Raw genomic sequence first — 25,551 nt, 5'->3', positions numbered from 1 at the left:
AGCTTCATGAACAACAACAGGAACGGAACCATGTCCATTACGGTAGCCATTGAGATCCAGCGCGAGTTCACGCTGGATGGCGATTACGATTCGGTGTTTGAACTGCTGGCCGATGTACCGCGTTCGGTGTCCTATTTCCCGAAGGTCCATGAACTGACGGATCTCGGCGACAATACCTACCGCTGGGAAATGGAAAAGGTCGGAGTGGACAAGTACAGCATCCAGACGGTCTATGCCTGCCGTTATGAGTCGGATCGTGACCGGGGCGTGATTGAGTGGACGCCGGTGCGTGGTGAGGGCAACGGCCTGGTGGGTGGCCGCTGGGATCTGCGTGATGCCGGCGACGGCCAGACCGCACTCGCCTTCCAGACCGAAGCCGAGCTGACGCTGCCGCTGCCCAGGGTCATGAAGATGGCCGTCTCACCGGTGGTCAAGCACGAGTTCAACGGCTTCGTGGACACCTACATCGACAACCTCAAGAGTGCGTTCCGCGACGCCTGAGGCACTGAAAGGCGGGGCGGTTTCGGGCTATAATGGCGGTTTTGGACGCCTGCGGATGAACGACATGGCTGATCGGATGGCGCGCGTGGAGCGTGATACCCTCGAAACACGGATCTCGGTGAGTCTGAACCTGGACGGCACCGGGCAGGCGGACTTCGACACCGGAGTGCCTTTTCTCGAGCACATGATGGAGCAGATCGCCCGGCACGGGCTGATCGATCTCAATGTCCAGGCAAGCGGGGATCTTGAGATCGACGATCACCACACAGTCGAGGACATTGGCATCACGCTGGGGCAGGCCCTGGCGAAAGCGGTGGGCGACAAGAAGGGCATCAACCGCTATGGCCATGCGTATGTCCCCCTGGATGAGGCTCTGTCGCGGGTGGTTCTGGACCTTTCCGGCCGCCCGGGGCTGACCATGGAGGTGCCTTTCACCCGTTCCCATGTGGGCCGCTTTGATGTGGATCTTTTCGAGGAGTTTTTCCGTGGCTTCGTGAACCACGCCATGGTGACGCTGCACATCGACAACCTGCGCGGTACCAACAGCCACCACCAGATCGAGACTGTGTTCAAGGCCTTCGGCCGTGCCCTGCGCATGGCGGTGGAGGAGGATGAGCGCGCGGCCGGTGCCATGCCCTCGACCAAGGGATCGCTCTGACCATGAAGGAAGTGGCGATCATCGACTATGGCATGGGCAACCTGCACTCGGTGGGCAAGGCCATCGAGCGGGTGGCGCCGGAAGTGCGGGTTTCGATCACGGACCAGTATGAACGGGTGCGCGCGGCCGACAGGGTCATACTGCCCGGCGTTGGCGCCATGCGCGACTGCATGGCCGAAATCCGCCGCCTGGGCGTGGACGAATGGGTGCGCGAGGCGGTGGAGCAGAAACCACTGCTGGGCATCTGTGTCGGCATGCAGGCGTTGATGGCCGCCAGCGAGGAGAACGAGGGGACCGAGGGGATTGGGATGCTGCCGGCCAGTGTCCGTTTCTTTGGCCATGATCTCCGCGAGGACGGGCAGCGCCTCAAAGTGCCGCATATGGGCTGGAACCAGGTGTTCCAGACGGCTGCGCCGGCACTGTGGCGTGACATTGCCGATGGCACCCGTTTCTACTTCGTGCACAGCTATTACGTGGAGGCCGAGGGCAACGCCAACCTGGCCGGTCGTTGCCATTACGGCGTCGACCTGGCCGCGGCGGTGGCGGCACCGAACCTGTTCGCGGTGCAGTTCCACCCGGAAAAGAGCCACGACGCCGGACTCCAGCTTCTTCGCAACTTCATTGATTGGGACGGTTCTCTCTGATGCTGATCATACCCGCCATCGACCTCAAGGACGGTGAATGCGTCCGCCTGCGCCAGGGGCGCATGGAGGACTCCACTGTCTTCTCCCGGGATCCGGTGGAAGTAGCCGGGCGCTGGGTGGAAGCCGGCGCTCGCCGCCTGCACCTGGTGGATCTCAATGGCGCCTTCGAGGGCAAGCCCGTCAACGACGGCATCATACGGGCGATTGCTCGTGCCTACCCGGATCTGCCGATCCAGATCGGTGGCGGCATCCGCTCGCGGGAGGTGGTCGAGGCCTATCTGGACGCGGGGGTGCAGTGGGTCATCATCGGCACCCAGGCCGTGCGCGATCCGGATTTCGTGACCGCCATGTGCCATGCGCACCCCGGCCACATCATCGTTGGGCTGGATGCGCGCGACGGCATGGTGGCCACCGAGGGCTGGGCCGAGACATCCAGCGTTGAGGCCACGACTTTGGCCCAGCGCTTCGCCAATGACGGCGTGGATGCGATCGTTTACACCGACATCGCCCGCGACGGCATGATGGAAGGCGTGAACGTGGACGCCACCCGCCGTCTTGCGGAATCCACCTCCATCCCTGTGATCGCCTCCGGCGGTGTTTCCAGCATGGTGGATGTGCGGGCGCTGGCCCAGGTGGCGGGTTCCGGCATTACCGGGGCCATAACCGGCCGGGCCATTTACGAGGGCACACTGGACCTTGCCGAGGCCCAGCGCTACTGCGATTCGGTGGCCTCGTCATGAGCCTGGCGCGCCGCATCATTCCCTGCCTGGACGTGGACAAGGGCCGCGTGGTCAAGGGCGTTAACTTCGTTGAGATCCGCGATGCCGGCGATCCGGTTGAGGTCGCGCGTCGCTATAACGATGCCGGCGCCGACGAGATCACCTTCCTGGACATCACCGCCAGTCATGAAAGTCGCGACACCACCTACGAGACGGTGGAGCGCATGGCCGGCGAGGTGTTCATCCCGCTGACCGTTGGCGGTGGCGTGCGCCACGTGGGCCATATCCGTAACCTGCTCAATGCGGGGGCGGACAAGGTCAGTATCAACACCGCGGCCGTGCACAATCCGGAATTCGTGCGCGAGGCCGCCGAGCGTTTCGGCTCCCAGTGCATCGTGGTGGCCATTGATGCCAAGCGCGTGAGCGGTGAGGGCGAGGAGCCACGCTACGAGATCTTCACCCATGGTGGCCGCAACGCCACGGGGCTGAATGCGGTTGAATGGGCCAAGCGGATGGCTGACTACGGTGCCGGTGAGATCCTTCTGACCAGCATGGACCGGGACGGTACGAAAAGCGGCTTTGATCTGGGTCTGACCCGCGCGATCAGTGATGCGGTGCCCGTGCCGGTGATCGCCTCAGGCGGGGTAGGAAACCTGCAGCATCTGGTGGACGGCGTGCTGGAAGGCGGTGCCGACGCCGTGCTCGCAGCCTCCATCTTCCACTTCGGTGAGTACACCATCGCCGAGGCCAAGGACTACATGCGCGATCACGGCATCGTTATGCGTTAGAGCGCCTCTGTAACCTGCAACTGGTTACTCCTGCTTCTGGACCAGTCGTGGGTCTGGAAGATCAGGGAACAGGGGGCGGTTATTATGGCGCATGGACCAGACCGTGCTGACCGTGGCAATGGCGTAGCCATGCCGGTCCAGCTCCGGAAGCACCGCCTCCAGGTAATCCAGCGTTTCCTCATACGGGTGGGCGATCCCGATGGCCGTGCCATCCTTCCGTGCTTTCCTGAGCAGCTGCCGGAACTGCCGGTGGATACTGGCCTGATCCCGCTTGTTGTCCAGGAAGACATCCCGGCTCATGACGGGCACATCCTTTGACAGTGCCGTGGTTTCCGCCACCGTCGCTGCCGTGGTGCGGCTGTCGATGAACAGCAGATCACGCCCCGCCAGCTCATCCATCACCCAGCCCATGGGCTCCTTAACCTCTGTGAGCAGGCTGCCCATATGGTTGTTGACGCCGGTAGCGCCAGGTACCGAGGCCAGAGCGCTGTGCAGCGTGCTCTGGACTTCCCGCTGGGACATGTCTGCCGCCAGCCCGCCCGGCCCAAGCCCAATGCGGGCCTTATTGGCCATGGGCGCATGGAGTATGACTTCCTTACCGTCATCGGCCGCTGCTCTAGCCTGTTCCCGGGTATAAGGGCGGTGTGGCAGGAAGGCCAGCGTCAGGGGCTGATCCATCGCCAGCAGGCGTGCCCCGGCCTCCTGATTGAGCCCGAGGTCATCAATGATGATGGCAATGGTCGGGGGCGGGCCCTGGCCGGACGCGCTGCCGGGGCCCAGGAGCACCAGTGCGCTGAGTGCAAGGCTGAGGGCGAAGCGCATGCGTGTGTCAGTCCGCCTCGCCATTGGCCCCCTCGGACTTCGTTCCGGCGGCTTTGTCCTTCTCCGGGGTGAGGATCCGCATGCCCTTGAGCAGGTTCAGTGCCGAGCGTAGCTGGTAGTCCTTGCGCTGTGCCTCTTCTTCGCTTTCATCGGTGCCGGTGTCATCCGACTTTTCCTCGGCCTTCTGGCCGTTCTCAAGGTGACCGGGCAGGTCCGCCTCGCTGAACCGGCGTGCGGATTCCACATCACGCAGTTCCGCCGGCCGTACCTCGATGTCCGGCTCGATGCCCTTGGCCTGGATGGAGCGACCATCCGGGGTATAGTAGCGCGCCGTGGTGAGCTTGATGCCGTGGCTGTCGCCCAGCGGCATGACCGTCTGGACCGAGCCCTTGCCGAAGGACTTGGTGCCCATGATAACCGCGCGGCGCTGGTCCTGGAGCGCGCCGGCAAGGATTTCCGAGGCCGATGCGGAGCCGGAATTGATCAGCGCCACAATGGGCACGTTCTCGGCGATGCCGCCGGGGCTGGCATCGAAGCTCAGCTGGCTGCTCTCAATGCGGCCCTTGGTGTAGACGATCCGGCCTTCATTGATCAGCGAGTCCGCCACGTCCACGGCTGCCTCAAGCACCCCGCCAGGGTTGTTCCGGAGGTCGAGCACCACGCCGTCCAGCTCGTTACCGTGCTTGTTCACCAGCTCCTCATAGGCGGTTCTGAACTCCTGGCCGGTGTTCTGCTGGAACTGGCTGATGCGGATGTAGCCGTAGCCGGGTTCGAGCATGCGTGAGCGAACACTGTCCACCTCGATGATGGCCCGCTCAATGGTCACCTCAATGGGGCTGCTTTCGCCGTCACGCCCGATCGTAAGGTCGATCGTGGTCCCGGGCTCGCCACGCATTTCCTTGACCGCTTCCTCCAGGCTCATGCCCTTCACCGGGGTGCCGTCGATCTCGATGATCAGGTCCCCTGCCTGGACGCCGGCCTCCTGTGCGGGCGTGCCGTCGATCGGTGAAATGACCCGGACAAAGCCATCCTCCATACCGACCTCGATGCCGAGCCCTCCGAATTCCCCGGAAGTGCTCTCCTCCAGCTGGGAGAAAGCCTCGGGCTCCAGATAGGCGGAGTGGGGATCAAGCCCAGAGAGCATGCCGTCAATGGCCTTGTTGAGGAGCTCCTTGTCACTGACCTCTTCAACATAGCCGCGCTTGATGCGCTCAAACACCTCTGTGAACTTGCGCAGTTCGTCCAGTGGCAGCTGTTTCTCAGGGTCTGCCAGCTGCACTTCCAGCTCGTTGGTCTGACCGTTCACTGGCGGCTGGTTATCAATGTTACGCGTGGGGTCATTGTCCTCCCCTTCCATGGGCTCGGCCGCGACGCCGGGGAGGGCGGTCAGCGTCAGCACCAGGCTGAGAGCGAGGGTGGTGACGGGGTTCCGGGAGCTGTGTCGCATGGGCGCTGCGTTCCTGTTCAGTGCTTTTCGAGCCAGGCTTCGGGATTTTCCGGCTGGCCGTTATGGCGTATCTCAAAGTAAAGACCGGATTGGGAACGCCCGCCACTGTTACCGGTGCGGGCGATGGTCTCGCCGGCCTGTACCCATTCGCCGGCCGAATGGCTCAGGGTATCGTTGTTTCCGTACAGGCTCATGAAGCCGTCGCCATGATCTATGATGATCATGAGCCCGAACCCGCGCAACCAGTTGGCAAAGACAACGCGCCCGTAGTGGACGGCTGTCACGGGCGTGCCCTTGTCCGCGCGGATGCGGACGCCATTGGCCTGCATGCCACTGTCACCGACGGCATCACCGAAGTGGTTGCTGACGGTTCCATCCAGTGGCCATGGCAGTCTAGCACGCAGTTCGGAAAATGGCCGGATGTCCTCGGGGGCTTCGATGCCAGAGATGGACGCTGCCATTTCCTCGATGAGCGCCTCAAGACGCTCCCGGTCCTCCCGCAGCGAAGCCAGCCGGCTTTCGCGTTCACTGATGCGCTGGCGCAGTTCCGCCAGGCGCTGCTCGCGCTCGTTGCGGCGCTGTTGCAGCTCATCGCGCTGCTCGCGGGCCTGTTCGCGCTTGGCGGCCAGCTGCTCGCGTGTTGCCTGCATCTCCTGCCGGTTGCGTTCAAGGGCTTCCATGGTATCCGCCAGTTCCGCCAACTGCTGACGGGTATGATTGCCCAGGCGCTGGTGCCATTCCAGCAGTCGGGCCGCCTGCCCGGGATCCTTCTGGGAGAGGAACAGCCGCAGGGCGGGCTGCTCCCCCTGGCGCCAGGCGGAGCGCACAACTTCTCTCAGTGTTTCCCGACCGCGCTCCGCCTCGGCTTCCAGCTTCCGGTTGCGCTGCTCCAGTCCGGCGAGCTCCTCATCCAGCCCGGTGATGTCTGAATTGATCCGGTTGAGGCGTTGCTGGCTGCGTGCCACGGCCTCCTCGGCCTCCCGCAGACGGGTCAGGGTGGCATCCTCGTTGGCGCGGGCATCCTCGAGCCAGTGGGAAACGGACTCAATGGCCTGCTTTACGTCATCCAGGCGCTCGCGGGCAGCCTGCTCATCCTCCTGTGCCGGAGCCGCGAGCGCCGTCCCGAGCAGCATCGCCAGAACGACGCGGCGCATGTCAGGCCCCGGGCTGGATCAGCGTCTGGCCGGTCATTTCCGCAGGCTGCTGCTGATCCATAAGGCTCAGCAGCGACGGGGCGATGTCGCAGAGCGCGCCCCCGTCGCGCAGGCTGAGCTTGCGGTCACCCACATACACCAGCGGCACCGGTACGGTGGTATGAGCGGTGTGCGGCTGGCCGGTTACCGGGTCGCGCATCTGTTCGCAGTTGCCGTGGTCGGCGGTGACCAGGGCCTGGCCACCATTGGCCTTCAGCGCTTCCAGAACCCGCCCGACGCTTTCGTCCACCGCCTCGACGGCTTTGCTGGCCGCTTCAATGCTGCCGGTGTGCCCGACCATGTCGCCGTTGGCGTAGTTGCAGATCACCAGGTCGTATTGGCCGCTGTTGATGGCTTCAACCAGGCGATCCGTGACTTCCGGAGCGCTCATCTCCGGCTGCATGTCGTACGTGGCCACTTTGGGGGAAGGAACCAGGATGCGGTCCTCGCCCGGGAAGGGCTCCTCGCGGCCGCCGTTGAAGAAAAAGGTGACGTGGGCGTATTTCTCCGTCTCCGCGATGCGCAGCTGCTTCAGTCCCTGATTGCTGGCGTATTCGCCCAGCATGTTGGGCAGGGATTCAGGCGGGTAGGCGCAGCTGGTGTCGAGATTGGCTTCATATTCCGTCAGCATCACGAAATCGGAAAGGCGCGGTTCACTGCGGCGGCTGAATCCGGTGAAATCCTGGTCCACGAAGGCGTGCGCCAGCTGGCGGGCGCGGTCGGCGCGGAAATTCATGAACAGCACGGCGTCGCCGTCATCGATGGTGACCGGGTTTTCGCCTTCCGCCGCAATCACGCTGGCCGACACGAACTCGTCGTCCTCGCCCCGTGCGTAGGCGGCTTCCAGTGCTTCCACGCCAGAGTCCGCGCGGTAATCGGCCTCGCCCAGGGTCAGCAGGTTGTAGGCCTTTTCGATGCGGTCCCAGTTGTTGTCCCGGTCCATGGCGAAGTAGCGGCCGACGACCGAGGCCACGTGGCCGACGCCCGCTTCGCGCAGCAGGCGGTCCGCCTTCTCCAGGGATTCGCGGGCGCTGCGCGGCGGTGTATCACGCCCGTCCAGAAAGGCATGGATATAGACGTAACGCGCGCCCTGTTCCATGGCCATGCGGCAGGCGGCGAACAGGTGCTCTTCGTGGCTGTGTACGCCGCCGGGCGACAGCAGGCCGATCACGTGAACGGCGCCGTCCGCCGCGATGGCGCTGCGGATGGCGCCGCCGAGCACCGGGTTTTCCGCCAGTGTGCCGTTCTCGATGTCACGGCTGATGCGGGTCAGGCTCTGGTAGACCACGCGGCCGGCGCCAAGGTTCATATGGCCGACCTCGGAGTTGCCCATCTGGCCTTCGGGAAGTCCCACGGCCAGGCCGCTGGTGTTGAGCAGCGTACGTGGGCATTCCGCCCAGAGCCGGTCCCAGACCGGGGTTTGGGCAAGGCTGACGGCGTTGTCGTCGGTGGGCTCACGCTGGCCCCAGCCGTCCATGATGATGAGCGCGGTTGTCTGAGGTCTGTCACTCATGGGTTCGGGTTCCGGGTTGCCTCGAAAGGGCCTGATTCTAACCTGATTCCGGGTGCCCCGGCCATTGGCGCACCTGTCGTCGCTGCCGGGCCCTGTGTATAATCGCGGCTGAACGAACAGGGCCATGTGGCCCGGAAACAGGTGTGGCGCAGAATGATCCAACAGCTATTTGAGTTTGTCATCAATCACTGGATGCTGGTCAGTGCCTTCTTTGTGCTGCTGCTGGCGCTTTTCTGGGTGGAGAGCAGCCGTGCCGGGCGCAAGGTGGGGCCACAGGAAGCGGTTCTCATGCTCAACCGGGATGAGGCCGTGGTGGTGGATGTGCGGGAAAAGAAAGAATTTTCCGAGGGCCATATCCGTGGCGCCGAGCACATTCCCATGGCGAAGCTTAAGGAAAGTGGGAACCAGCTCCGGAAACACCAGGACAAACTGATTATCCTCGTGGATAAGGCGGGCCAGCATTCGGGTATGGCCGTGAAGGAGGTCCCCAACCCTGAGGAGCTCCAGCTGGCACGGCTGACCGGTGGCATGATGGAGTGGCGCAACGCCAATCTGCCGGTCACCAACAAGTAAGAATGCGCCGGTGACGCGGCGGGTCGGGGTTGCCGGCCCGTGCAGTAACAATAGACAGGAATAACGCAATGGCCGAGAACAATGACACACAGGCTGGCGCCGCGGGCGGCCAGCAGGGCGACGAGAACCAGCCGCAGTTCGCGCTCCAGCGCGTCTACATCAAGGACAGCTCCTTCGAGGCGCCCAACACGCCGACCATTTTCCAGGAGCAGTGGAAGCCCGAGGTCACCATGGACCTCAACACCAGCCATACTGACCTGGGAGAAGGCCAGTACGAGGTGGTGCTTCAGCTGACGCTGACAGCGAAGATCGGTGATAAGACCGCCTACATCGTGGAAGTACAGCAGGCAGGCATCTTCGTGGTGCGCAATTTTGATGACAGCCGCCAGGGCCAGATGCTGGGCGCCTACTGCCCCAACGTGCTCTTTCCCTATGCCCGCGAATCCGTGGATACGCTGGTGACCAAGGGCAGCTTCCCGCCCCTGATGCTGGCGCCGGTCAACTTCGACGCCATCTATCAGCAGGCGCTGGAGCGCCGCCGCCAGGAACAGGCCGGCGAGGCGGAGCAGCAGAACCACTGATCACCGCTCAGCGGCAGAGCCCGTCCTCCAGCCCACGGCGGCAGTAGTGGCGGGCTTCCACCCTTTCGACCTCCCAGCATCCGGCGGTTTCCGTCAGCCGGAGGCGGTGGTCGACCCCCGCCACGGCATCATCCCGGAATCCCCAGCGCTGCAGAAGACCGGTCACGCTGCCATCCGCCTCCTGGCGGGTGCGCATATCAATCGTCAGCCGCTCACTGCGATCCGGCCCGATAAGGTCACGGGAGTGCGCCCAGCTTTCCACCGCAGCCTGGGCATCCTTGCAGGCGTTAAGGGGTTCCTGCGGCGTAAGCTCAGGGATGTGGCGCCAGTTCGAGAGGCCTGGCTCATAACCATGTTCGCCAGCCTGTTCGCGATAGTTGGCCCACTCCGGCTGTTCATAGAACTCACTGCCGCCGCCCGGGAAAGCTGCTTCATCGGAGCAGCCACTGAGGGCAATGAGGGCGAATGCGAGTGCGGGAAGCCGGGGCATGGAAGGGGTTCTATTACCATTGGGTGATGTCATGAATCGCATCATGCCCGAATGTGACTCAGTCCGCAAAACGCTCATCCGCGCTTTTCAGGCGGATCCGCCCATACCAGGCGCGGGTGGTGCCTCCGTGGTTATCACAATCGGTCATGATGGCCAGGGCGGTCAGATGCTCCGGTACCTCTCCGTGGTGGCGCCGGAAGTCGGCCCGCAGGTCCCGGGTGACGGTCTGCCATTGGGCACCGTCTTCCGGCGGGCCTGAAGCCACCGCCACCATCCGTGCCCGGGACTGGAAGGGGTTCTGCCAGCTGCTGCCGGCCGGTTCCCTGCTGGCCCAGACGTAATTGAGAGCCCGTGTCTTCCAGCGCAGCCAGGTGGGCTCGTGCACGGCGTAGATGCGGGCGGGGAAGTCGTCGCCTTCGCGGGTCCGCTCGTCGATAGCGTTGTAGACGGAGTCCACCCGCCAGCGCCACTCAATGATGGGCGTCTCGCTGAGGTCAATGGGTTCCTCCAGGTACAGCCCCGATGCGGAGTCGCCGCTGCAGGTAGCGCGTACGGCCCTGCGGCCATCAACGGTGACCAGTTCGTAGTCCGTTTCGCCGGTGAAGCTGTGGTGTTCCCACCCGGCGATGGCTTCGGGCGGGAAGACGCGTTCGGCCAGGCCGGGGCTGCTCAGGGCGCACATGCCCATGAAGACCAGTGCCCGACCCAGCGCTGAGTTGTCAGAACAACGGAGCATGCCGTACCAGTGGTCCTCTGTTGCCTATGGGGTTGAGTGAACCTGCTTTGTCCGGGTCCACCCAGTGCACCTGGTTGGTCAGGTCCCGGTCGGCGCCGACCCTCAGTTCGGTCTCGCCGGCAAGGCTTTCGTCGGAACCGGCGTCGACTGACGTCAGGAGTCGTTGCCGCCCGAAGCCGGGCCCCATAAAGACTCCCTTGGCGCCGGAATTCCAGTTGTTGAGAGCGCCCAGGTCAATGCTCGGAAGGATCGGGTTCCCCTGCTCCATGGCGACCGGCGAGCCGGGCTCGGCAAGGGCGCGGAGACTTTCCATGCCGCTGCTGCCACCCCGGTAAAACAGTTTGCTGATGGAGGCTGATGCCAGGGCCTGGGGCTGAACCTCTTCTGAAACCGCCTCTGTCGGGTCAATGGAAGAACCGATCCACTGGGCGTCCGCGATGATGAATGCATTCAGGTCGCCGCTGATCGAGGGGTTATAGCCGATGGCGAAAGAATCCGTGAGTTGACCATTGGGCTCCGCGCCCCTTGCGGCAGTGAAGTAGAACCAGCCCTCGGCGGTGCCCCTGACCCGTGTTTCCACGTACGGGGCCCGCACCAGTGTCCTTGCGCCGGTCCCTGACACGCCCACAACCCGGATTTCCCGCTGGGGGCTGTCGTTGCGCTGGCTCAGGAGGCCCCATATCACATGGGTATCCGAGCGGCTCACAAAGTAGGGGCGGCCGGGGCCATCCACTGAATCAATGATCCGGTAACCGTCGGCATCCGCTCTGACCAGGGCGTTACCGATTCCGAAAAAGACCGCATCGGCGGCCGGTGCAACCCAGTCCGCGAGCGGAATCCGGGGCAGTGTTGCGAGTTCGGGGCCGCCGCTGTTTTCTAGGTTGCTGATGCTGTTGGCGGCGCGGTCGTAGTACGCCAGCTGGTAGTCCCGGTCGGCATCGCTGGTGTCAGACCCCGTGTACGCGACGATGGCCGCCCCGGTTCCGATGCGTCCTATCAGGTGGAGTTCAGTAAAGGGAGTGACTGCCTTGTCCGTATTGATACTGTCACCGGGGGACGAGAGGTCCGAGACGTCATATCTTGCAGGGGTGTCGTCACTTTCCAGGGTGAGCCACTGTGGCTCATGATCAGAGCTTTTGTTGAGCCCGGCAACCACGGTTACCCCGGAAGGGAATGATTGCGGGGGTGTGCTGGCGGTGTCATCGAGCTGCACCTGCTTCCAATCCGTCACGCTGAAGCGGTCAGGGCAGTCGCCGCCGTTTCTCTGCGTGTGGTAGGCAACACTGGTGTTATCAATGGCTTCCAGATCATAGGCCCATCCGCCAAGGCAGGTCCCCGCAGCGTTCGCCTGGCTGGAGATTTGCTGTATGTTTGCGGAGCCGGTGGGAGCCCGTGTAAAACCGTTTTCGTTCCGGTAGAAAATGGCGCGGGGTGCCATTCGCGCGCCACTGTCCACAAGCGCCGGCACCGTCTGCAACGGGAGTTCCGCAAGCAGGCTGGTGTCGATCTCGTCGGAGCCGTTGTTGTCCTTTGGGATAGCAAACAACCCCCGCTCCTGAGTGCTCTCGCCCTGGATCCAGAACCGTGACTCGGAGTAATACCCTGGCGTTGCTGGGGGCTGGTCATCCTCTTCCTGGATCGGCGTCTCCGGAATCGGGCTGCTATCAGGCAGGGTGACCTGATCGCCGATGCCGGAACCACCACTGCTGCCCCCGGAGCAGCCCGTGAGGATGAAGGACAGAAGACAGAGCGAAAGTACTCCCGGTACCAGGCGTCGTGATGGCATCGTCTGCCCTCCTGAATTGTGCGACTCCGTTCACATTGAGTATACGCCTGAAATTTCAGATATGACCACCGAGCCAGGCCCAGGCAATGCCGAGGTACTCGTGGATCGCGCGTTCGCTCATCTCCAGGGCACCTGCCGAGGGTAACCAGAAAGCGGGATCGGACTTGAGGGCGGTGCCTGCCGCGCGCCGGGCGGTGGGTGCGGGGATGGGGTTCAGGCCCACCTTACGGTTGAGCATCATGGCCCGGGGCATGTGCGAGGCTGAAGTGACCAGCAGGAACGGGGCCTCTCCGACCGCCTCGCGCATGAACTCAGCCTCCTGGCGGGTGTTCAGAGGGTTGGGGTGGATGCGCAGGCGGTCCGGGTCCGCGCCCATCGCGATGGCTGCCCGACTCATGACCGTAGCGCTGGGAGCGTCCCCGAAGACACTGCCACCGGACAGGATCAGGGTGCTTTCCGGCAGGGCATTCTGCAGGCGCAGCCCTTCCGCCAGACGGAGGCTGGCGACACCACTGAGGCGGGTCGTGGGGGGTGCATCCGCATCCTCCGAGGCGCTGGAGCCCAGCACCAGAATCCAGCGGACATTGCTGAAAGCCTGCGGCTGGGTGATGGGCTCGTAGCGGGATTCCAGCGGCAGGATCAGCCAGCGGGCCAGGGGTTCGACGGAGAACACCAGGAACAGTATGCCGGCCATGCAGGCCGCGGTGACGGCCAGCCGGGTCCGTTTGAGGAGTCGCAGGCCCCACGCCACCAGCAGGATGAGACCGACCAGGGGCAGGGGGCTGAGCAGGGCGGCGATGATTTTGGTCAGCAGCATGCAGGAAGGGTACCCGATACGGTCGTGGGCGGGAAATATTTGACAGTGGGTGCGGGCAGATCAGAATTGGGGGCATGTCGCAACGCCCGGAACGCCTGACCAGCCTCGATGTACTGCGTGGATTCGCCATACTGGGCATCCTCGTGATCAACGTCCGGGCCTTTGCTGAAGTATCGACCGCCCAGCTCAACCCCGGGGTCATGGGCAGCTTTGAGGGGGCGGAGTTCTGGGTCTGGTTCGTTTCCCACCTGCTGTTCGAGTACAGCTTCATGCCGCTGCTGGCCGCGCTGTTTGGCGCGGGGGTGGTGATCCAGGGGGAGCGGCTCGCCGCTGAAGGGTTTCAGGTGGACCGAATTCTGCGGCGGCGCATGGGGGCGCTGGCACTCATTGGGCTGGGGCACCTGGTCCTCATCTGGTACGGCGACATTCTGCTGCTTTACGCCGTGGTGGGGCTGGTTGCGGCGCGTTTCCGGAACCTGCCGCCGGCACGGCTTCTGGGCTGGGCGTTGGTGTTCTATCTGGTGCCTTTCGGCTTTGCCCTGCTGATGACCGGCATCCTCAACTGGATGCCTGCCGAAGAGTATGAGGCCTTCAGGCAGCAGTTCTGGAGTGCGGATTCCGCACTGGTCGAGCAGGAGATCGAGGCCTACCGGGGCGGCTGGCCAGCCCAGTTCGAGCATCGGCTCATGGTACTGTTCGAGAGCTGGCCGAGCATGCTGCTGACCGAATCGGGCTGGCGTGTGCTGGCGCTCATGCTGGTGGGGATGGCGCTTTACCGGGGTGGTTTCTTTTCCGGTCACTGGCCGGAGTCGCCCTACCGGCGGCTGGGGCTGCTTGGGTTCGGCATCGGCATTCCACTGTGCCAGTGGGGGGTACTCTACAACATGACCCATGAGTGGGGCATGGCGGAATCGCTCTATGCCGGCCGTCAGTTCAATATCTGGGGCGGTCCCCTGGTGGCGCTGGGTTGGGCCTCCGCAGTGATGCTGGCGCTCCAGCGGGGCCTGTTCAGGGGGCTTCTGGAACGCCTGAGGGCACTCGGCAGGCTGGCGCTCAGTGCCTATCTGCTCTGCTCGGTCCTGGGCACAGCGTTTTTCTACACGGGCGGACGCTTTGAGGCCACGCCGCGTCTGGTCCAGTTGCAGTTCATCCTTGCGGTCTGGCTGATGCTGCTGGTGATCGCGCCATTGTGGCTGCGGCGCTGGCGTGCCGGGCCCGCTGAATGGCTGTGGCGGCGCTTTGCCTACCGCGAGGATCGGGGGTAACCGGCGTTACCCGTGGAAGCTCCAGATCTGTGGAATCAGGGTGATGACAGTGGTGGCTACCAGCAGACTCAGCGGAATGCCCATGCGCATGTAGTCCGTAAAGCGGTAGCGGCCCGGCCCGTAGACCATTAGGTTGGTCTGGTAACCCAGCGGCGTGATGAAGCTGGCGCTGGCGGCGAACATCACCGCGATGGCGAAGGGCAGGAAGTTGACCCCGAGCTGCTCGGAGATCGCCAGGGCGATGGGGAACATGAGCACAGCGGCGGCATTGTTGGTGATGACCTCGGTGAACAGGGCGGTCAGCAGGTAGATGATGGCCAGGGCCATCCAGGGGGACATCTCACTGTTGCCCAGAAGGCTGCCCGCCACCCACTGGGCCGCACCGGTCTGGTCCATGGCGTTGCCCAGGGCGAAGGATGAGGCGATGATCACCAGTACCGGCAGGTCCAGGCTGCGCCGCGCTCGCGAGGCACTGGTGCAGCCGAACAGGATCATGGCGCCGCCGGCCAGGAAAGCGGCCTCCATGATGCTGAGCAGGCCACTGGCACTGAGGGCCACCATGCCCGCAAGGATCCCCAGGGCGGCGGGGGCACGGCTGAAGTCTGGTGGCGTGGAGTCATTGAGAGCGCTCACCAGCAGGAAGTCGCGCCGGAAGCGGTACTGCTCCACGAATTCATGGCTGGCTTCGAGCAGCAGGGTGTCGCCCATGCGCAGGCGGATGTCGCCCAGCTTCCCGGAGACCCGCTTGCCCTCGCGCGAGACCGAGAGGATGGCGGCATTGAAGCGCGAGCGGAAACGGCTTTCGCGCACAGTCTGGCCCAGCCCGGCAAATTCCTGGCCGAGGACGACTTCCACCAGGCAGCGCTGATGGTTCGCCAGCTCCAGTTTCTGGACATTGGCGTTTGCCGGTATCAGCCCCTGTATGCGGCGCAGTTCGCTGGCGCACTCCGGGGCTCCCACGAAATAGAGCCGGTCCCCGCCCTGCAGATCCCGGTCCGGCTCCACCGGTGAGATCAGGTGGCCGTCGCGTTCGATCTCTGTGAGATAGCCGTAGTTCAGCGCGCGCAGGCCAGCCTCGGCTACCGTCCTGCCTGCCAGGGGGCCCTTTTCGTCCACTTCCACTTCCACGCCGTATTCGCGCACGGCGTCCAGGTCCTCGGTGACGCCGCCGCGGTCCGGCAGCATGTGGTTGGCGAAGAGGACCAGAAAGGTACCGCCGATCAGCAGCAGGGGCAGCCCTACCCAGGCGAGTTCAAACAGGCCCAGCTGGATGTCGAGGCGGGACTGGAGAAGGCCGTCCACCACCAGGTTGGTGCTGGTGCCGATCAGCGTGCAGGTGCCGCCCAGAATGGCGGCGTAGCTCAACGGCAGCAGCAGCCGGGAGGCGGGAATGCCCAGCCGTTGGGCCCAGTCCTGCACCGCAGGGATGAACATGGCCACCACAGCGGTGTTGTTCATAAAGGCACTCATCAGGCCGGTTGGCGCCACCAGCCGCGCCTGGGCCCGCCATGTGCCTTTCGGGTGGCCGAGCAGGTGGCGGGCCAGCCACTGGATGGCGCCCGTTTCCTTGAGCCCGGCAGCGACCACGTAGAGGGTGGCAATGGTGATCACGCCCGGGTTGGAGAAGCCGGCCAGCGCTTCTGCCGGGGACAGGATGCCCAGGATCAGCATGACGGCCATCGCCGTCATCAGCACCAGGTCCGCGGAGAGCCGGGTGAAGATCAGGGTCCCCAGAACCGTGACCAGGGTGGCCAGGGTGAACGCCGCTTCCCAGTCCATGGCCGTCAGGCGTCACCCCCGGGTTTGAGCAGGTCGCGCTCCTTCAGGTAGCAGAGCAGATTCTCCACGCAGGCGTCGACGCTCAGGTTGGAGGTGTCCAGCGTGATCTCCGGATGCGCCGGCGCTTCATAGGGGGAGTCGATCCCGGTGAAGTCATGGATCTCGCCACTGCGTGCCTTGCGATAAAGGCCCTTGGGGTCACGTTCTTCGCAGGTGGCCAGCGGGGTATCCATGAAGACCTCGATGAACTCACCCGCCGGGAACATGTTGCGCACCAGCCGCCGGTCGCTGGCGAAGGGCGAGATGAACGCGCTGAGCACGATAAGCCCGGCATCCGCGAACAGTTTGCTGACCTCACCGATGCGGCGGATGTTCTCCACCCGGTCCTCATTGGAGAAACCCAGATCCCGGTTCAGGCCATGGCGGACGTTGTCACCGTCCAGCAGGAAGGTGTGGTAGCCCTCATGGTAGAGCGCTACGTCCAGCGCGTTGGCGATGGTGGACTTGCCGGAACCGGAAAGGCCGGTGAACCACAGCAGGCAGGGGTGCTGGTGCTTGATGCTGGCGCGCTCGGTGCGCGAGATCTTGTGGTCGTGCCAGACAATGTGGTCGCTCACGTTGGATCCTTCCTCAAAAGCTGCCGGAAATCGAAAAGTGTTTATTGTCATCCAGCCTCCATGACCGGTGCAATGCCGCATCAGGGTCGAATCGGCCCGCCATCTGGTAGACTGGCTTCCAAAACAGGCAAACAGGAGCATACAACCATGCGTGATGTTGTCATCGCCGCTGCCCGGCGTACCGCCGTGGGCACTTTCGGGGGCGGCCTCGCCGGCCAGAGCGCGGCCCAGCTCGGCGCCACCGTTATCCGCCAGCTGCTGAGTGAGACCGGTATTTCATCGGAGCAGGTGGATGAGGTGATCCTTGGCCAGGTGCTGACCGCCGGTGTCGGCCAGAACCCGGCGCGCCAGGCGGCGATTGGGGGTGGCCTCACCGAGGCCGTGCCGGCCATGACCATCAACAAGGTCTGTGGTTCCGGCCTCAAGTCCCTGCACCTGGCGACCCAGGCGATCCGCTGCGGCGACGCCGACCTGATCATTGCCGGCGGCCAGGAGAGCATGAGCCAGGCACCGCACGTGCTGCCCAACAGCCGTAATGGCCAGAAGATGGGCCACTGGCAGCTGATCGACTCCATGATCCAGGACGGGCTCTGGGATGCCTTCAACGACTACCACATGGGCGTGACCGCCGAGAACATTGCCCGCGAGTACAGTATTACCCGCCAGGCGCAGGACGAGTTCGCCGCCGCCTCCCAGCAGAAGGCGGAGGCTGCCATCAACGCCGGGCGCTTCAGTGATGAGATCGTCCCCGTGAGCATTCCCCAGCGCAAGGGCGATCCCAAGGTGGTGGACACCGACGAGAACCCGCGCCCGGGCGTGACCGCCGAGGGGCTGTCCGGACTCAAGCCGGCCTTCCAGAAGGACGGCGGCGTTACCCCGGGCAATGCCTCGGCGTTGAACGATGGGGCTGCCGCTGTGGTGGTCTGTTCCGCTGAAAAGGCTCAGGAACTGGGCCTGGAGCCACTGGCCACCATCCGTGGTTACGCCAACGCCGGCGTGGCGCCGGAGGTCATGGGGACCGGGCCCATCCCGGCGACCCGCCGCGCGCTGGACAGCGCGGGCTGGGGCATCGACCAGCTGGAACTGGTGGAGGCCAATGAGGCGTTCGCCGCCCAGGCCATTGCCGTGAACCGGGATCTTGGCTGGGATACAGACAGGGTGAACGTCAACGGCGGCGCCATTGCGCTGGGCCACCCGATCGGAGCCTCCGGCTGCCGGATTCTGGTGACCCTGCTGCACGAGATGCGCCGGCGTGAGGCCCAGCGTGGCCTGGCGACACTGTGCATCGGTGGCGGCATGGGCGTGGCACTGGCCGTTGAGCGCTGAATGCTCAATATTGCGCTCTATGAGCCGGAGATACCGCCCAATACGGGCAACATCATGCGGCTGGCGGCCAGTACCGGCTGCCGTCTCCACCTGATCCAGCCGCTGGGCTTCCAGCTGGATGATCGGCGCATGAAGCGGGCTGGGCTCGATTACCGGGAGTACGCCAGTGTGTCCGTGCACGAGGACTACAGGGCTTTCCTTGAGGCAGAGCCCATCCGGTCGGGCCGGCTTTTCGGGATCTCCACGAAAGGCACCAATGGTCACCATCAGGCAGCCTACCAGCCTGGGGATACCCTGATGTTCGGTCCAGAGACGCGCGGTCTGCCGGAGGACGTTCTGGCCGGGCTGCCTAAGGGGCAGGTGCTGCGCCTGCCGATGGTGCCGGAACGGCGCAGCCTGAACCTCTCCAACGCGGCGGCCGTAGTGGTCTATGAAGCCTGGCGTCAGCTCGGCTTTGAGGGGGGTGCCTGATGGATGTCTACGAGGTGGGCGGCGCGGTGCGCGACTGGCTTCTGGGCCAGCCGGTGAAGGACCGGGACTGGGTGGTGGTCGGCGCCACGCCCGAGCAGATGCTGGCGGCTGGTTACAAGCAGGTGGGGGCGGACTTTCCCGTCTTCCTCCATCCCGAGACCCGGGAGGAATACGCGCTGGCCCGCACCGAGCGCAAAAGCGGCCACGGCTACCATGGCTTCGAGGTGCACAGTGCCCCGGATGTCACGCTTGAGGAAGACCTGAAGCGCCGGGATCTGACGGTCAACGCCATGGCCCGTGATGCGGAGGGGCATCTGGTGGATCCCTTCGGGGGTGAACAGGATCTTGCCGACCGGGTGCTGCGCCATGTCTCTCCGGCCTTTGCCGAGGACCCGCTGCGCATCCTGCGTACTGCCCGGTTCGCGGCGCGTCTCGCCCCCATGGGGTTCGAGGTGGCGGAGGAGACCATGACCCTGATGCGCTCCATGGTGGTCGAAGGTGAGGTCGACCACCTGGTCCCGGAACGGGTCTGGCAGGAAACACGGCGGGCTCTTCACGAAGCGCGCCCCCGGGTCTTCTTTGAGGTCCTGGAAGCCTGCGGCGCCCTGGCTGTGGTGATGCCGGAGATTGCGTCGCCGCTCGAGGTGCGCGAAGGGGGGCTGTCAGCTCTGGCGCGGGCGGTGGCTATCAGTGATGCCACCGAAGTACGTTTCGGCGCCCTTAGCTCGAAACTCGAGGCGGATACCGCCGATGCCTTCAGTGAACGGCTGCGGGTTCCCAACAGCTGCCGGGATATTGCCGTGAGTTCGGCGGCACTGCCGCGCTGGCCGAGACCGCTGAGTGCGGACTGGGTGGAGAAACTCATCGAAAAGGCGGATGCCTGGCGGCGCCCGGAGCGCTTCGAGCAGCTGCTGATGGTGATGGAAGCCTGTGGGCTGGATGCTCAGGCGGCGGCCCGGGTGCGTGAAGCCCGCTCCCGGGCCGCGGGCGTGGAGCCCCGCGCCCTGATGAAAGAGGGTTACCAGGGGAAGGCGCTGGGCGAGGCTATTGCGGCCCGCCGGCGACAGGCGATTGAACAGGTGGTCGAGGGAGAAGCGGACGATGCATGAGCACGGTGGCGTGGCTCTGGTGACCGGGGCGGCAAGACGGCTGGGCGCGGGCACCGCAAGGGCCCTGCATGCGAGGGGATACCGGGTGGTGGTGCATTACCGCAGCCGGAACCGTGATGCGGAAACGCTGGTGGCCGAGCTGAATGCTGCGCGTGCCGGCTCGGCCGTGGCATTGCAGGCGGATCTGCGGGACCCGGAGGCGGTCCAGACGCTGGCCCGTGAGACACGGGAATACTGGTCCCGGCTGGATGTGCTGGTGAATAATGCGTCCGAGTTTTTCCCCACGCCCGTGGGAGAGCTGAGCATGGAGCAGTGGGGCCGCCTGGTCGACACCAACCTGCGCGCCCCTGTGCTGCTGGTTGAGGCGCTCGCTGGGGAGCTGAAGCTGCAGCGTGGCTGCATCATCAACCTGATTGACGTCCATGCCGAGCGCCCGCTGGCGGATCATCCGGTTTACTGCGCCACGAAAGCCGCCCTGGCGTCGCTGACGCGCTCCTGGGCCAGGGATATGGCGCCGCAGGTGCGGGCCAACGGGGTGGCACCGGGGGCAATCCTGTGGCCGGAAGGCGAGGGCGGTGGCGCCATGCCGGAGGAGGAGCAGCAGGCGATCCTGCATCAGGTGCCGCTGCACCGCACCGGCGAGGTGGATGATATTGCCGGTGCCGTGGCCTGGCTGGCCTGCGATGCGCCCTATGTGACCGGGCAGGTGCTGAATGTGGATGGCGGGCGCAGCGTGACCGGCTAGATAACAGCGGTGTCTAGCCGGGGCGGACCTGATCCAGGTTCATGGACACCCGGTGCTGTTTCTGCAGGAAATCGATCAGCACCATCGCCCGGGTTTCCCCGTCGTATTCCTGGAAGACGGCGTTCAGGCCCCGGAAGGGCCCTTCCAGAATCTCGAGCTTGTCCCCTTTGTGGATGCCCCCGGCCTCGGCTGCGGATTCCAGACCCTCCCGGATCCCCTGGATGACCTCATCGGCAATGGGTGCCGGCCGGTTACCGAAGCTCACAACCCGCACCACGCCGCGGGTGGAGCGGAGCTTGTGCCAGACCGGATCGGTCAGCTCCAGGTTGATGAACAGGTACCCCCGGAACAGGGGCTCCCGCCGCATCCGGCGCTTACCCTGCTGGATGGTTTCCACGTCAATCTCTGGGAAGAAACACTCGATCCCCTGGTTCTCCAGGTTCGCCAGCGCGCGAGCCGCCTGGGCCGGTTTATGCTGTAGGGCGTACCATGCCATGCGCAGAAATCCTTTCCTTTACCACTGTGGGGCCATTCTAGTGCGCAATACCCGGCGAGGTTAAGCAGGACGTTGATAAAAGTCCTTTTACAGGTGCTGGGATGGGCTTATGGTGGTTCGTATCCACCGCAAGGGTGCGGTATACGGATAAAAGGAGGTGACCATCATGAGTGTTCTTCTGTTGCTGCTCGCAGGGCTGGTTCTGCTCTATCTCGGGGCGAACTGGTGGCTCGGTACCGCTGGGCTTGTTATTGCTACGGGCATCGGGTTCTGGCTGGACAGCTGGCACTGGCTGAGCGTGTTCATCGGAACTGTGCTGCTTCTGGGCACACTGGTGGTCATCATCCCATCACCACTGCGGCGCAGCCTCATCAGCAGCCCGCTTCTGGGCATGATCCGGGGTATGCTGCCCACGCTATCCGATACAGAACAGCAGGCTCTCAATGCCGGCAGCGTGGACTGGGACGGCCAGCTGTTCTCCGGCCGGCCGGACTGGAACCACCTTCTGGATCTGCCTCACCCCAAGCTCACCGAAGAAGAACGGGCCTTCATCGACGGCCCGGTGGATGAGCTCTGCGCCATGCTGGACGACTGGTCCATCACCAATGAGCGTTACGACCTGCCGGAGGAGGCCTGGAAGTTCATCCGGGAAAAGGGCTTCTTCGGCCTGGTGATCGACAAGGAGCACGGTGGGCTCGGGTTCTCGAATACCGCGCACTCCGAGGTGGTCATGAAGATCGCCTCCCGGGGCGTCTCGGCCGCGGTTACCGTCATGGTCCCCAACTCCCTGGGCCCGGGTGAGCTGATCACCTATTACGGCACGGACGAGCAGAAGCAGTACTACCTGCCGCGCCTGGCAAAGGGCGACGAGGTGCCCTGCTTTGCCCTGACATCACCAGTGGCCGGTTCGGATGCCGGTGCCATTCCGGACCGGGGCGTGATCTGCCGGGGCTACTGGAACGGCCAGGAAGTGCTCGGCATGAAGGTCACCTGGAACAAGCGTTACATTACCCTGGCGCCGGTGGCCACGCTGATCGGTCTGGCGATCAAGGTCTATGATCCGGACCACCTGCTGGGCGAGGAACACGATCTGGGCGTGACCACGGTGATGGTGCCGGCGGACACGGAGGGCGTGAACCACGGAGCCCGCCATCTGCCCATGAATACCGTCTTCATGAACGGGCCGACCTGGGGCGAGGATGTGTTCATCCCGCTGGATCAGGTCATCGGCGGGCGCGGGATGATCGGCCAGGGCTGGCGCATGCTGCTGGAGTGCCTGTCCATCGGGCGTTCCATCTCACTGCCGGCACTGGGCACCAGCGGCGGCAAGATGGCCTGCCTGACCACCGGCTCCTACGCCTCCGTGCGCGCGCAGTTTGGCCGCTCCATCAGCGACTTCGAGGGGGTTCAGGAAGCGCTGGAGCCCATGGCCGGTTACACCTGGATGATGGACAGCGCCAGGGTTTTCACCTCCGGCATGCTGGATCGCGGCGTGAAGCCCTCCGTGCCGTCCGCGCTGCTCAAGTACCGCAACACGGACCTGATGCGCAAGGTCGTGACCAACGCCATGGATGTCGTGGCCGGGCGTGGCGTCATCAAGGGGCCGCGTAACTTCCTGGCCCGGATCTATCAGGCGATTCCCATTGCCATAACCGTAGAGGGTGCCAACATCCTGACCCGCAGCCTGATGGTCTTCGGCCAGGGCGCCATCCGTTGCCACCCCTATATCGTCCAGGAGATCGAGGCAGCCGGCATGGAGGATGCCGGCAAGGCGGTCCAGACGTTCGACGGCGTCTTCTTCGCCCACATCGCCCATACCAGCCGGAACGTGCTGCGTTCCCTGGTTCTGGGACTGACCGGTGGCCTGGTGCAGCCGACGCCCGGCCAAGGGGGGTTGCGGCGTTACTATCAACAGCTGTCGCGGTTCGCATCCGCTTTCTCGGTGCTGACCGACGTGGGCCTGCTGACCCTCGGTGGCAGCCTCAAGGGGCGCCAGCGGTTTACCGGGCGTATGACGGACGCTCTGGTCGGGCTCTATTACGCTTCCGCCTCCATCAAGCAGTGGCATGAGGAAGGCTATAACGAGGAGATGCGTGATGTGGTTGAGTGGAGCCTGCAGCGCTCGCTCTACGATATCCAGACAGCACTCTATGCAGCCGTGACCAACTTCCCGGTCAAACCCCTGCGCTGGCCGCTGAAGGTGCTGGTGTTCCCGCTGGGTGTGCGCCTGCGCCAGCCGGACGATGAGCTGGGCCAGCGTGTGGCGCTGAGCATCGTGAAGGAAGGGGGCGCCAAGGAGCGGATTCCGCGTGGCGTCTATCACACCGAGAACCCGGAAGACCCGGTCGGTCGCATCCTGCATGCCCTGCGCCTGGCCCGTGAAACCGAGCCGGCCCGCAAGCGCATCAACGATGCCATCCGCAAGTCGGACCCGGACGAACTCCAGGACATTGAAATGCTGCTCGGTCACCAGCGAGAGGAACTGCTTGACTGGGCCCAGGAGCGGGATCTGCTGGACGACTCCGAGCGCCAGAAGGTCTCCGAGGCCATGGCCGCGATGTACGACACGATCCGTGTGGATGCGTTCTCCAAGGAGAGCATTGAGGCACTGGCACAGGACTCCATTGGGCGCCTGGAGCTGGTGGAGCGGCCTAAAGCGGAGGATGAACCGACCAACTGATGGTGTCCGGGGCGCCTGCGGGGAGCGTTCCCGCAGGGGCAGCCCCGCGGTGGTCCTGCAATGCGACCATCGTCTAATACTCTCCTGCGTGCGGGATCGTTAGTTTTCCGGCAACAGCTGTATCGCTCACCCGGAAACACCCGAGGAACGCACCATGACATCGATCTTTGATCAATCCCTGCCACAGACCGGAGCCAATCACAGCCCGCTTTCACCCGTCGATTTCATTGCACGCAGTGCGGATGTGTACCCTGACAGCACTGCGGTTATCCACGGCCCCATCCAGCGTGACTGGCAGGAGACCTACAGCCGCTGCCGACGCCTGGCCTCTGCTCTTCAGGGGCGTGGTATTGGTCGTGGTGAGACGGTGGCCGCGATGCTGCCGAATATTCCGGAGATGCTGGAAGCCCACTTCGGGGTGCCCATGATTGGGGCGGTTCTGAACACGCTCAACATCCGCCTCGATGCTGATGCGATTGCCTATATGCTGGAGCATGGTGAGGCGAAGGTGCTCCTGGTGGACAGGGAGTTCACGCCAGTGATCCGGGAGGCGGTTGCTAAGCTTGAAAAACCGCCCCTTCTGGTGGACGTGAATGACCCGGAACTCGGCGGAGGCGATCCGGTTACCGAGCTGAACTATGAGGCGTTGCTCGCCGAGGGCGATCCGGACTTTGAATGGTCACTGCCGGAGGATGAGTGGGATGCGATATCCCTGAACTACACCTCCGGGACCACAGGTAACCCCAAGGGGGTGGTCTACCATCACCGTGGTGCTTTCCAGAATGCGTTGGGTAATCAGGCTGTATGGTCCATGGGCGAGCGCCCGGTCTATCTGTGGACACTGCCGATGTTCCACTGCAACGGCTGGTGTTTTCCATGGACGGTGACCGCATTGGGCGGTACCCATGTGTGCCTGCGCCGTGTGGAGGCTGAAACGATACTGCAGTTGATCAGCGACCACGGGGTAACCCACATGTGCGGGGCGCCGATCATTCTGAACACGCTCCTCAACCTCCCGGAAGAAGCGCGCGAGAGTCTGAGTCACCGGGTTCAGGCCATGACCGCCGGCGCCGCACCCCCGGCCAGTGTGATTGGTGCTGTCGAGGCAATGGGCATCGACATCACGCATGTTTATGGCCTCACGGAAGTGTACGGCCCGGTCACAGTCTGTGCCTGGAACCCGGAGTGGGATGATCTGCCCCTGGAAAAGCGCGCCGCACTGAAAGCCCGGCAGGGGGTTCGTTACCCAACGCTTCAGGGGCTGATGGTTGCTGACACCGAGACCATGGAGCCGGTCGCCCGGGACGGTGAGACGGTGGGGGAGATCTGCCTGCGCGGTAACACCGTGATGAAGGGCTATCTGAAAAACCCGAGTGCAACGGAAGAGGCCTTCCGCGGGGGGTGGTATCACACCGGCGACCTTGCCGTATGGCACGAGGACGGCTATATCGAGATTAAGGACCGCCTCAAGGACATCATCATATCGGGAGGCGAGAACATCTCCACCATCGAAGTCGAGGGTGTCATCTACAGCCACCCGGATGTCCTGGAAGCAGCGGTTGTGGCCCGCCCGGACGAGAAGTGGGGCGAAACACCCTGCGCCTTTGTCACTCTCAAGCCGGAGGCCGGTGAGGTGAGCGAGGAGGCCATCATCAGCTACTGCCGCGAGCACCTGGCCCGATTCAAGGCCCCGAAGAAAGTGATCTTTGAGGAGCTTCCCAAGACCTCCACCGGAAAGGTGCAGAAGTTTGTGCTGCGCCAGCAGGCGAAAGAGGCCTGAAGCGGGTATTCGCGA

The 25,551-nt window shown here is 64.1% G+C and carries 25 protein-coding genes; 14 read left to right on the top strand and 11 right to left on the bottom strand.

Annotation, left to right across the window (positions count from 1 at the left end; genetic code table 11):
- The first annotated feature begins 30 nt into the window (after nt 1–30).
- The 5 genes from GLW01_RS14935 to hisF all read left to right on the top strand — a co-directional run bounded on the left by GLW01_RS14935 (nt 31) and on the right by hisF (nt 3,310).
- Nucleotides 31–501: an SRPBCC family protein gene (locus GLW01_RS14935; protein ID WP_095618709.1), complete on the top strand. Its 471-nt coding sequence runs from the start codon at nt 31–33 to the stop codon at nt 499–501.
- Nucleotides 502–565: 64 nt separating this feature from the next.
- Complete coding sequence (gene hisB / locus GLW01_RS14930) at nt 566–1,159, top strand: imidazoleglycerol-phosphate dehydratase HisB (protein WP_151441488.1); 594 nt, start codon at nt 566–568, stop codon at nt 1,157–1,159.
- A gap of 2 nt (nt 1,160–1,161) precedes the next feature.
- Nucleotides 1,162–1,803, top strand: coding sequence for an imidazole glycerol phosphate synthase subunit HisH (gene hisH, locus GLW01_RS14925; RefSeq protein WP_151441487.1), 642 nt, complete (start codon nt 1,162–1,164; stop codon nt 1,801–1,803).
- Nucleotides 1,803–2,543, top strand: coding sequence for a 1-(5-phosphoribosyl)-5-[(5-phosphoribosylamino)methylideneamino]imidazole-4-carboxamide isomerase (hisA, locus tag GLW01_RS14920; RefSeq protein ID WP_151441486.1), 741 nt, complete (start codon nt 1,803–1,805; stop codon nt 2,541–2,543). Before hisH ends, hisA begins: the two co-directional genes overlap by 1 nt.
- Nucleotides 2,540–3,310 (top strand): imidazole glycerol phosphate synthase subunit HisF, encoded by a 771-nt coding sequence (hisF, locus tag GLW01_RS14915; protein WP_151441485.1) that lies wholly within the window; start codon nt 2,540–2,542, stop codon nt 3,308–3,310. The genes hisA and hisF overlap by 4 nt, the downstream gene beginning before the upstream one ends.
- A 24-nt stretch (nt 3,311–3,334) precedes the next feature.
- Here the strand turns inward: hisF and GLW01_RS14910 are convergent, their stop codons facing one another.
- From GLW01_RS14910 to gpmI, 4 genes are read right to left on the bottom strand one after another with little or no spacing between them, the layout of a single operon-like run.
- Nucleotides 3,335–4,156 carry a divergent polysaccharide deacetylase family protein gene (locus GLW01_RS14910; protein WP_202405770.1) on the bottom strand — a complete coding sequence of 274 codons (822 nt, stop codon included), beginning with the start codon at nt 4,154–4,156 and terminating at the stop codon, nt 3,335–3,337.
- Nucleotides 4,140–5,579 carry a S41 family peptidase gene (locus GLW01_RS14905; protein ID WP_151441484.1) on the bottom strand — a complete coding sequence of 480 codons (1,440 nt, stop codon included), beginning with the start codon at nt 5,577–5,579 and terminating at the stop codon, nt 4,140–4,142. The genes GLW01_RS14910 and GLW01_RS14905 overlap by 17 nt, the downstream gene beginning before the upstream one ends.
- 17 nt (nt 5,580–5,596) lie before the next feature.
- On the bottom strand, nt 5,597–6,733 hold the full coding sequence (locus GLW01_RS14900; protein WP_160899592.1) for a murein hydrolase activator EnvC family protein: 1,137 nt from the start codon (nt 6,731–6,733) through the stop codon (nt 5,597–5,599).
- Nucleotide 6,734: 1 nt separating this feature from the next.
- Nucleotides 6,735–8,285, bottom strand: a complete 1,551-nt coding sequence (gpmI, locus tag GLW01_RS14895) for a 2,3-bisphosphoglycerate-independent phosphoglycerate mutase (protein ID WP_160899591.1) — start codon at nt 8,283–8,285, stop codon at nt 6,735–6,737.
- A 153-nt stretch (nt 8,286–8,438) separates the two neighbouring features.
- Here gpmI and GLW01_RS14890 point away from each other — a divergent pair, with 153 nt between their 5' ends.
- Both GLW01_RS14890 and secB read left to right on the top strand, forming a co-directional pair.
- Nucleotides 8,439–8,858, top strand: a complete 420-nt coding sequence (locus GLW01_RS14890; RefSeq protein WP_202405769.1) for a rhodanese-like domain-containing protein — start codon at nt 8,439–8,441, stop codon at nt 8,856–8,858.
- Between the two features lie 68 nt (nt 8,859–8,926).
- Nucleotides 8,927–9,439, top strand: a complete 513-nt coding sequence (gene secB / locus GLW01_RS14885) for a protein-export chaperone SecB (protein ID WP_151441481.1) — start codon at nt 8,927–8,929, stop codon at nt 9,437–9,439.
- A gap of 7 nt (nt 9,440–9,446) precedes the next feature.
- Here the strand turns inward: secB and GLW01_RS14880 are convergent, their stop codons facing one another.
- From GLW01_RS14880 to GLW01_RS14865, 4 genes are read right to left on the bottom strand one after another with little or no spacing between them, the layout of a single operon-like run.
- Complete coding sequence (locus GLW01_RS14880; protein WP_160899590.1) at nt 9,447–9,962, bottom strand: hypothetical protein; 516 nt, start codon at nt 9,960–9,962, stop codon at nt 9,447–9,449.
- A 25-nt stretch (nt 9,963–9,987) separates the two neighbouring features.
- A complete protein-coding gene (locus tag GLW01_RS14875) occupies nt 9,988–10,665 on the bottom strand; it encodes a DUF3047 domain-containing protein (protein WP_160899589.1) in 678 nt (225 codons plus the stop codon).
- A complete protein-coding gene (locus tag GLW01_RS14870) occupies nt 10,649–12,451 on the bottom strand; it encodes a hypothetical protein (protein WP_160899588.1) in 1,803 nt (600 codons plus the stop codon). Before GLW01_RS14870 ends, GLW01_RS14875 begins: the two co-directional genes overlap by 17 nt.
- A 55-nt stretch (nt 12,452–12,506) precedes the next feature.
- A complete protein-coding gene (locus GLW01_RS14865) occupies nt 12,507–13,268 on the bottom strand; it encodes an ElyC/SanA/YdcF family protein (RefSeq protein ID WP_151441477.1) in 762 nt (253 codons plus the stop codon).
- Nucleotides 13,269–13,342: 74 nt separating this feature from the next.
- Between GLW01_RS14865 and GLW01_RS14860 the strand changes: the two genes are divergently transcribed.
- The gene (locus GLW01_RS14860) at nt 13,343–14,533 is read left to right on the top strand and encodes a DUF418 domain-containing protein (RefSeq protein ID WP_160899587.1); all 1,191 of its coding nucleotides are present in this window, start codon (nt 13,343–13,345) and stop codon (nt 14,531–14,533) included.
- Between the two features lie 6 nt (nt 14,534–14,539).
- Here the strand turns inward: GLW01_RS14860 and GLW01_RS14855 are convergent, their stop codons facing one another.
- On the bottom strand, nt 14,540–16,312 hold the full coding sequence (locus tag GLW01_RS14855) for an SLC13 family permease (RefSeq protein ID WP_160899586.1): 1,773 nt from the start codon (nt 16,310–16,312) through the stop codon (nt 14,540–14,542).
- Between the two features lie 5 nt (nt 16,313–16,317).
- Nucleotides 16,318–16,980, bottom strand: a complete 663-nt coding sequence (gene cysC, locus GLW01_RS14850; protein ID WP_237416616.1) for an adenylyl-sulfate kinase — start codon at nt 16,978–16,980, stop codon at nt 16,318–16,320.
- A gap of 96 nt (nt 16,981–17,076) precedes the next feature.
- Between cysC and GLW01_RS14845 the strand changes: the two genes are divergently transcribed.
- Genes GLW01_RS14845 through GLW01_RS14830 form a run of 4 tightly spaced genes read left to right on the top strand, consistent with a single transcriptional unit; the run spans nt 17,077 to nt 20,580 of the window.
- Nucleotides 17,077–18,255: an acetyl-CoA C-acetyltransferase gene (locus GLW01_RS14845; protein WP_160899585.1), complete on the top strand. Its 1,179-nt coding sequence runs from the start codon at nt 17,077–17,079 to the stop codon at nt 18,253–18,255.
- Nucleotides 18,256–18,726 (top strand): tRNA (uridine(34)/cytosine(34)/5-carboxymethylaminomethyluridine(34)-2'-O)-methyltransferase TrmL, encoded by a 471-nt coding sequence (trmL, locus tag GLW01_RS14840; RefSeq protein WP_160899584.1) that lies wholly within the window; start codon nt 18,256–18,258, stop codon nt 18,724–18,726.
- Nucleotides 18,726–19,835, top strand: coding sequence for a multifunctional CCA tRNA nucleotidyl transferase/2'3'-cyclic phosphodiesterase/2'nucleotidase/phosphatase (locus GLW01_RS14835; RefSeq protein ID WP_160899583.1), 1,110 nt, complete (start codon nt 18,726–18,728; stop codon nt 19,833–19,835). The genes trmL and GLW01_RS14835 overlap by 1 nt, the downstream gene beginning before the upstream one ends.
- A complete protein-coding gene (locus GLW01_RS14830) occupies nt 19,828–20,580 on the top strand; it encodes a pteridine reductase (protein WP_151441470.1) in 753 nt (250 codons plus the stop codon). The genes GLW01_RS14835 and GLW01_RS14830 overlap by 8 nt, the downstream gene beginning before the upstream one ends.
- Nucleotides 20,581–20,593: 13 nt before the next feature.
- Here GLW01_RS14830 and rfaH read toward each other — a convergent pair whose 3' ends face one another.
- On the bottom strand, nt 20,594–21,076 hold the full coding sequence (gene rfaH, locus GLW01_RS14825) for a transcription/translation regulatory transformer protein RfaH (RefSeq protein ID WP_151441469.1): 483 nt from the start codon (nt 21,074–21,076) through the stop codon (nt 20,594–20,596).
- A gap of 166 nt (nt 21,077–21,242) precedes the next feature.
- Between rfaH and GLW01_RS14820 the strand changes: the two genes are divergently transcribed.
- Nucleotides 21,243–23,756, top strand: coding sequence for an acyl-CoA dehydrogenase (locus GLW01_RS14820; RefSeq protein WP_160899582.1), 2,514 nt, complete (start codon nt 21,243–21,245; stop codon nt 23,754–23,756).
- A 154-nt stretch (nt 23,757–23,910) separates the two neighbouring features.
- Entirely contained in the window at nt 23,911–25,536 is a 1,626-nt protein-coding gene (locus GLW01_RS14815) for an acyl-CoA synthetase (protein WP_160899581.1), read from the top strand.
- Nucleotides 25,537–25,551: the final 15 nt, after the last annotated feature.

It is taken from the genome of Vreelandella halophila, from assembly GCF_009856365.1.
GTDB classification, from domain to species: domain Bacteria; phylum Pseudomonadota; class Gammaproteobacteria; order Pseudomonadales; family Oleiphilaceae; genus Halospina; species Halospina utahensis_B.
Note: the sequence above shows the minus strand (reverse complement) of the source record. Positions and strands in the feature narration are given on the sequence as shown.

Coding starts and splice junctions, on each gene's coding strand:
- GLW01_RS14935 (WP_095618709.1), top strand. CDS start 31: ATGTCCATTACGGTAGCCATTGAGATCCAGCGCGAGTTCACGCTGGAT.
- hisB (WP_151441488.1), top strand. CDS start 566: ATGGCTGATCGGATGGCGCGCGTGGAGCGTGATACCCTCGAAACACGG.
- hisH (WP_151441487.1), top strand. CDS start 1,162: ATGAAGGAAGTGGCGATCATCGACTATGGCATGGGCAACCTGCACTCG.
- hisA (WP_151441486.1), top strand. CDS start 1,803: ATGCTGATCATACCCGCCATCGACCTCAAGGACGGTGAATGCGTCCGC.
- hisF (WP_151441485.1), top strand. CDS start 2,540: ATGAGCCTGGCGCGCCGCATCATTCCCTGCCTGGACGTGGACAAGGGC.
- GLW01_RS14910 (WP_202405770.1), bottom strand. CDS start 4,156: ATGGCGAGGCGGACTGACACACGCATGCGCTTCGCCCTCAGCCTTGCA.
- GLW01_RS14905 (WP_151441484.1), bottom strand. CDS start 5,579: ATGCGACACAGCTCCCGGAACCCCGTCACCACCCTCGCTCTCAGCCTG.
- GLW01_RS14900 (WP_160899592.1), bottom strand. CDS start 6,733: ATGCGCCGCGTCGTTCTGGCGATGCTGCTCGGGACGGCGCTCGCGGCT.
- gpmI (WP_160899591.1), bottom strand. CDS start 8,285: ATGAGTGACAGACCTCAGACAACCGCGCTCATCATCATGGACGGCTGG.
- GLW01_RS14890 (WP_202405769.1), top strand. CDS start 8,439: ATGATCCAACAGCTATTTGAGTTTGTCATCAATCACTGGATGCTGGTC.
- secB (WP_151441481.1), top strand. CDS start 8,927: ATGGCCGAGAACAATGACACACAGGCTGGCGCCGCGGGCGGCCAGCAG.
- GLW01_RS14880 (WP_160899590.1), bottom strand. CDS start 9,962: ATGACATCACCCAATGGTAATAGAACCCCTTCCATGCCCCGGCTTCCC.
- GLW01_RS14875 (WP_160899589.1), bottom strand. CDS start 10,665: ATGCTCCGTTGTTCTGACAACTCAGCGCTGGGTCGGGCACTGGTCTTC.
- GLW01_RS14870 (WP_160899588.1), bottom strand. CDS start 12,451: ATGCCATCACGACGCCTGGTACCGGGAGTACTTTCGCTCTGTCTTCTG.
- GLW01_RS14865 (WP_151441477.1), bottom strand. CDS start 13,268: ATGCTGCTGACCAAAATCATCGCCGCCCTGCTCAGCCCCCTGCCCCTG.
- GLW01_RS14860 (WP_160899587.1), top strand. CDS start 13,343: ATGTCGCAACGCCCGGAACGCCTGACCAGCCTCGATGTACTGCGTGGA.
- GLW01_RS14855 (WP_160899586.1), bottom strand. CDS start 16,312: ATGGACTGGGAAGCGGCGTTCACCCTGGCCACCCTGGTCACGGTTCTG.
- cysC (WP_237416616.1), bottom strand. CDS start 16,980: ATGACAATAAACACTTTTCGATTTCCGGCAGCTTTTGAGGAAGGATCC.
- GLW01_RS14845 (WP_160899585.1), top strand. CDS start 17,077: ATGCGTGATGTTGTCATCGCCGCTGCCCGGCGTACCGCCGTGGGCACT.
- trmL (WP_160899584.1), top strand. CDS start 18,256: ATGCTCAATATTGCGCTCTATGAGCCGGAGATACCGCCCAATACGGGC.
- GLW01_RS14835 (WP_160899583.1), top strand. CDS start 18,726: ATGGATGTCTACGAGGTGGGCGGCGCGGTGCGCGACTGGCTTCTGGGC.
- GLW01_RS14830 (WP_151441470.1), top strand. CDS start 19,828: ATGCATGAGCACGGTGGCGTGGCTCTGGTGACCGGGGCGGCAAGACGG.
- rfaH (WP_151441469.1), bottom strand. CDS start 21,076: ATGGCATGGTACGCCCTACAGCATAAACCGGCCCAGGCGGCTCGCGCG.
- GLW01_RS14820 (WP_160899582.1), top strand. CDS start 21,243: ATGAGTGTTCTTCTGTTGCTGCTCGCAGGGCTGGTTCTGCTCTATCTC.
- GLW01_RS14815 (WP_160899581.1), top strand. CDS start 23,911: ATGACATCGATCTTTGATCAATCCCTGCCACAGACCGGAGCCAATCAC.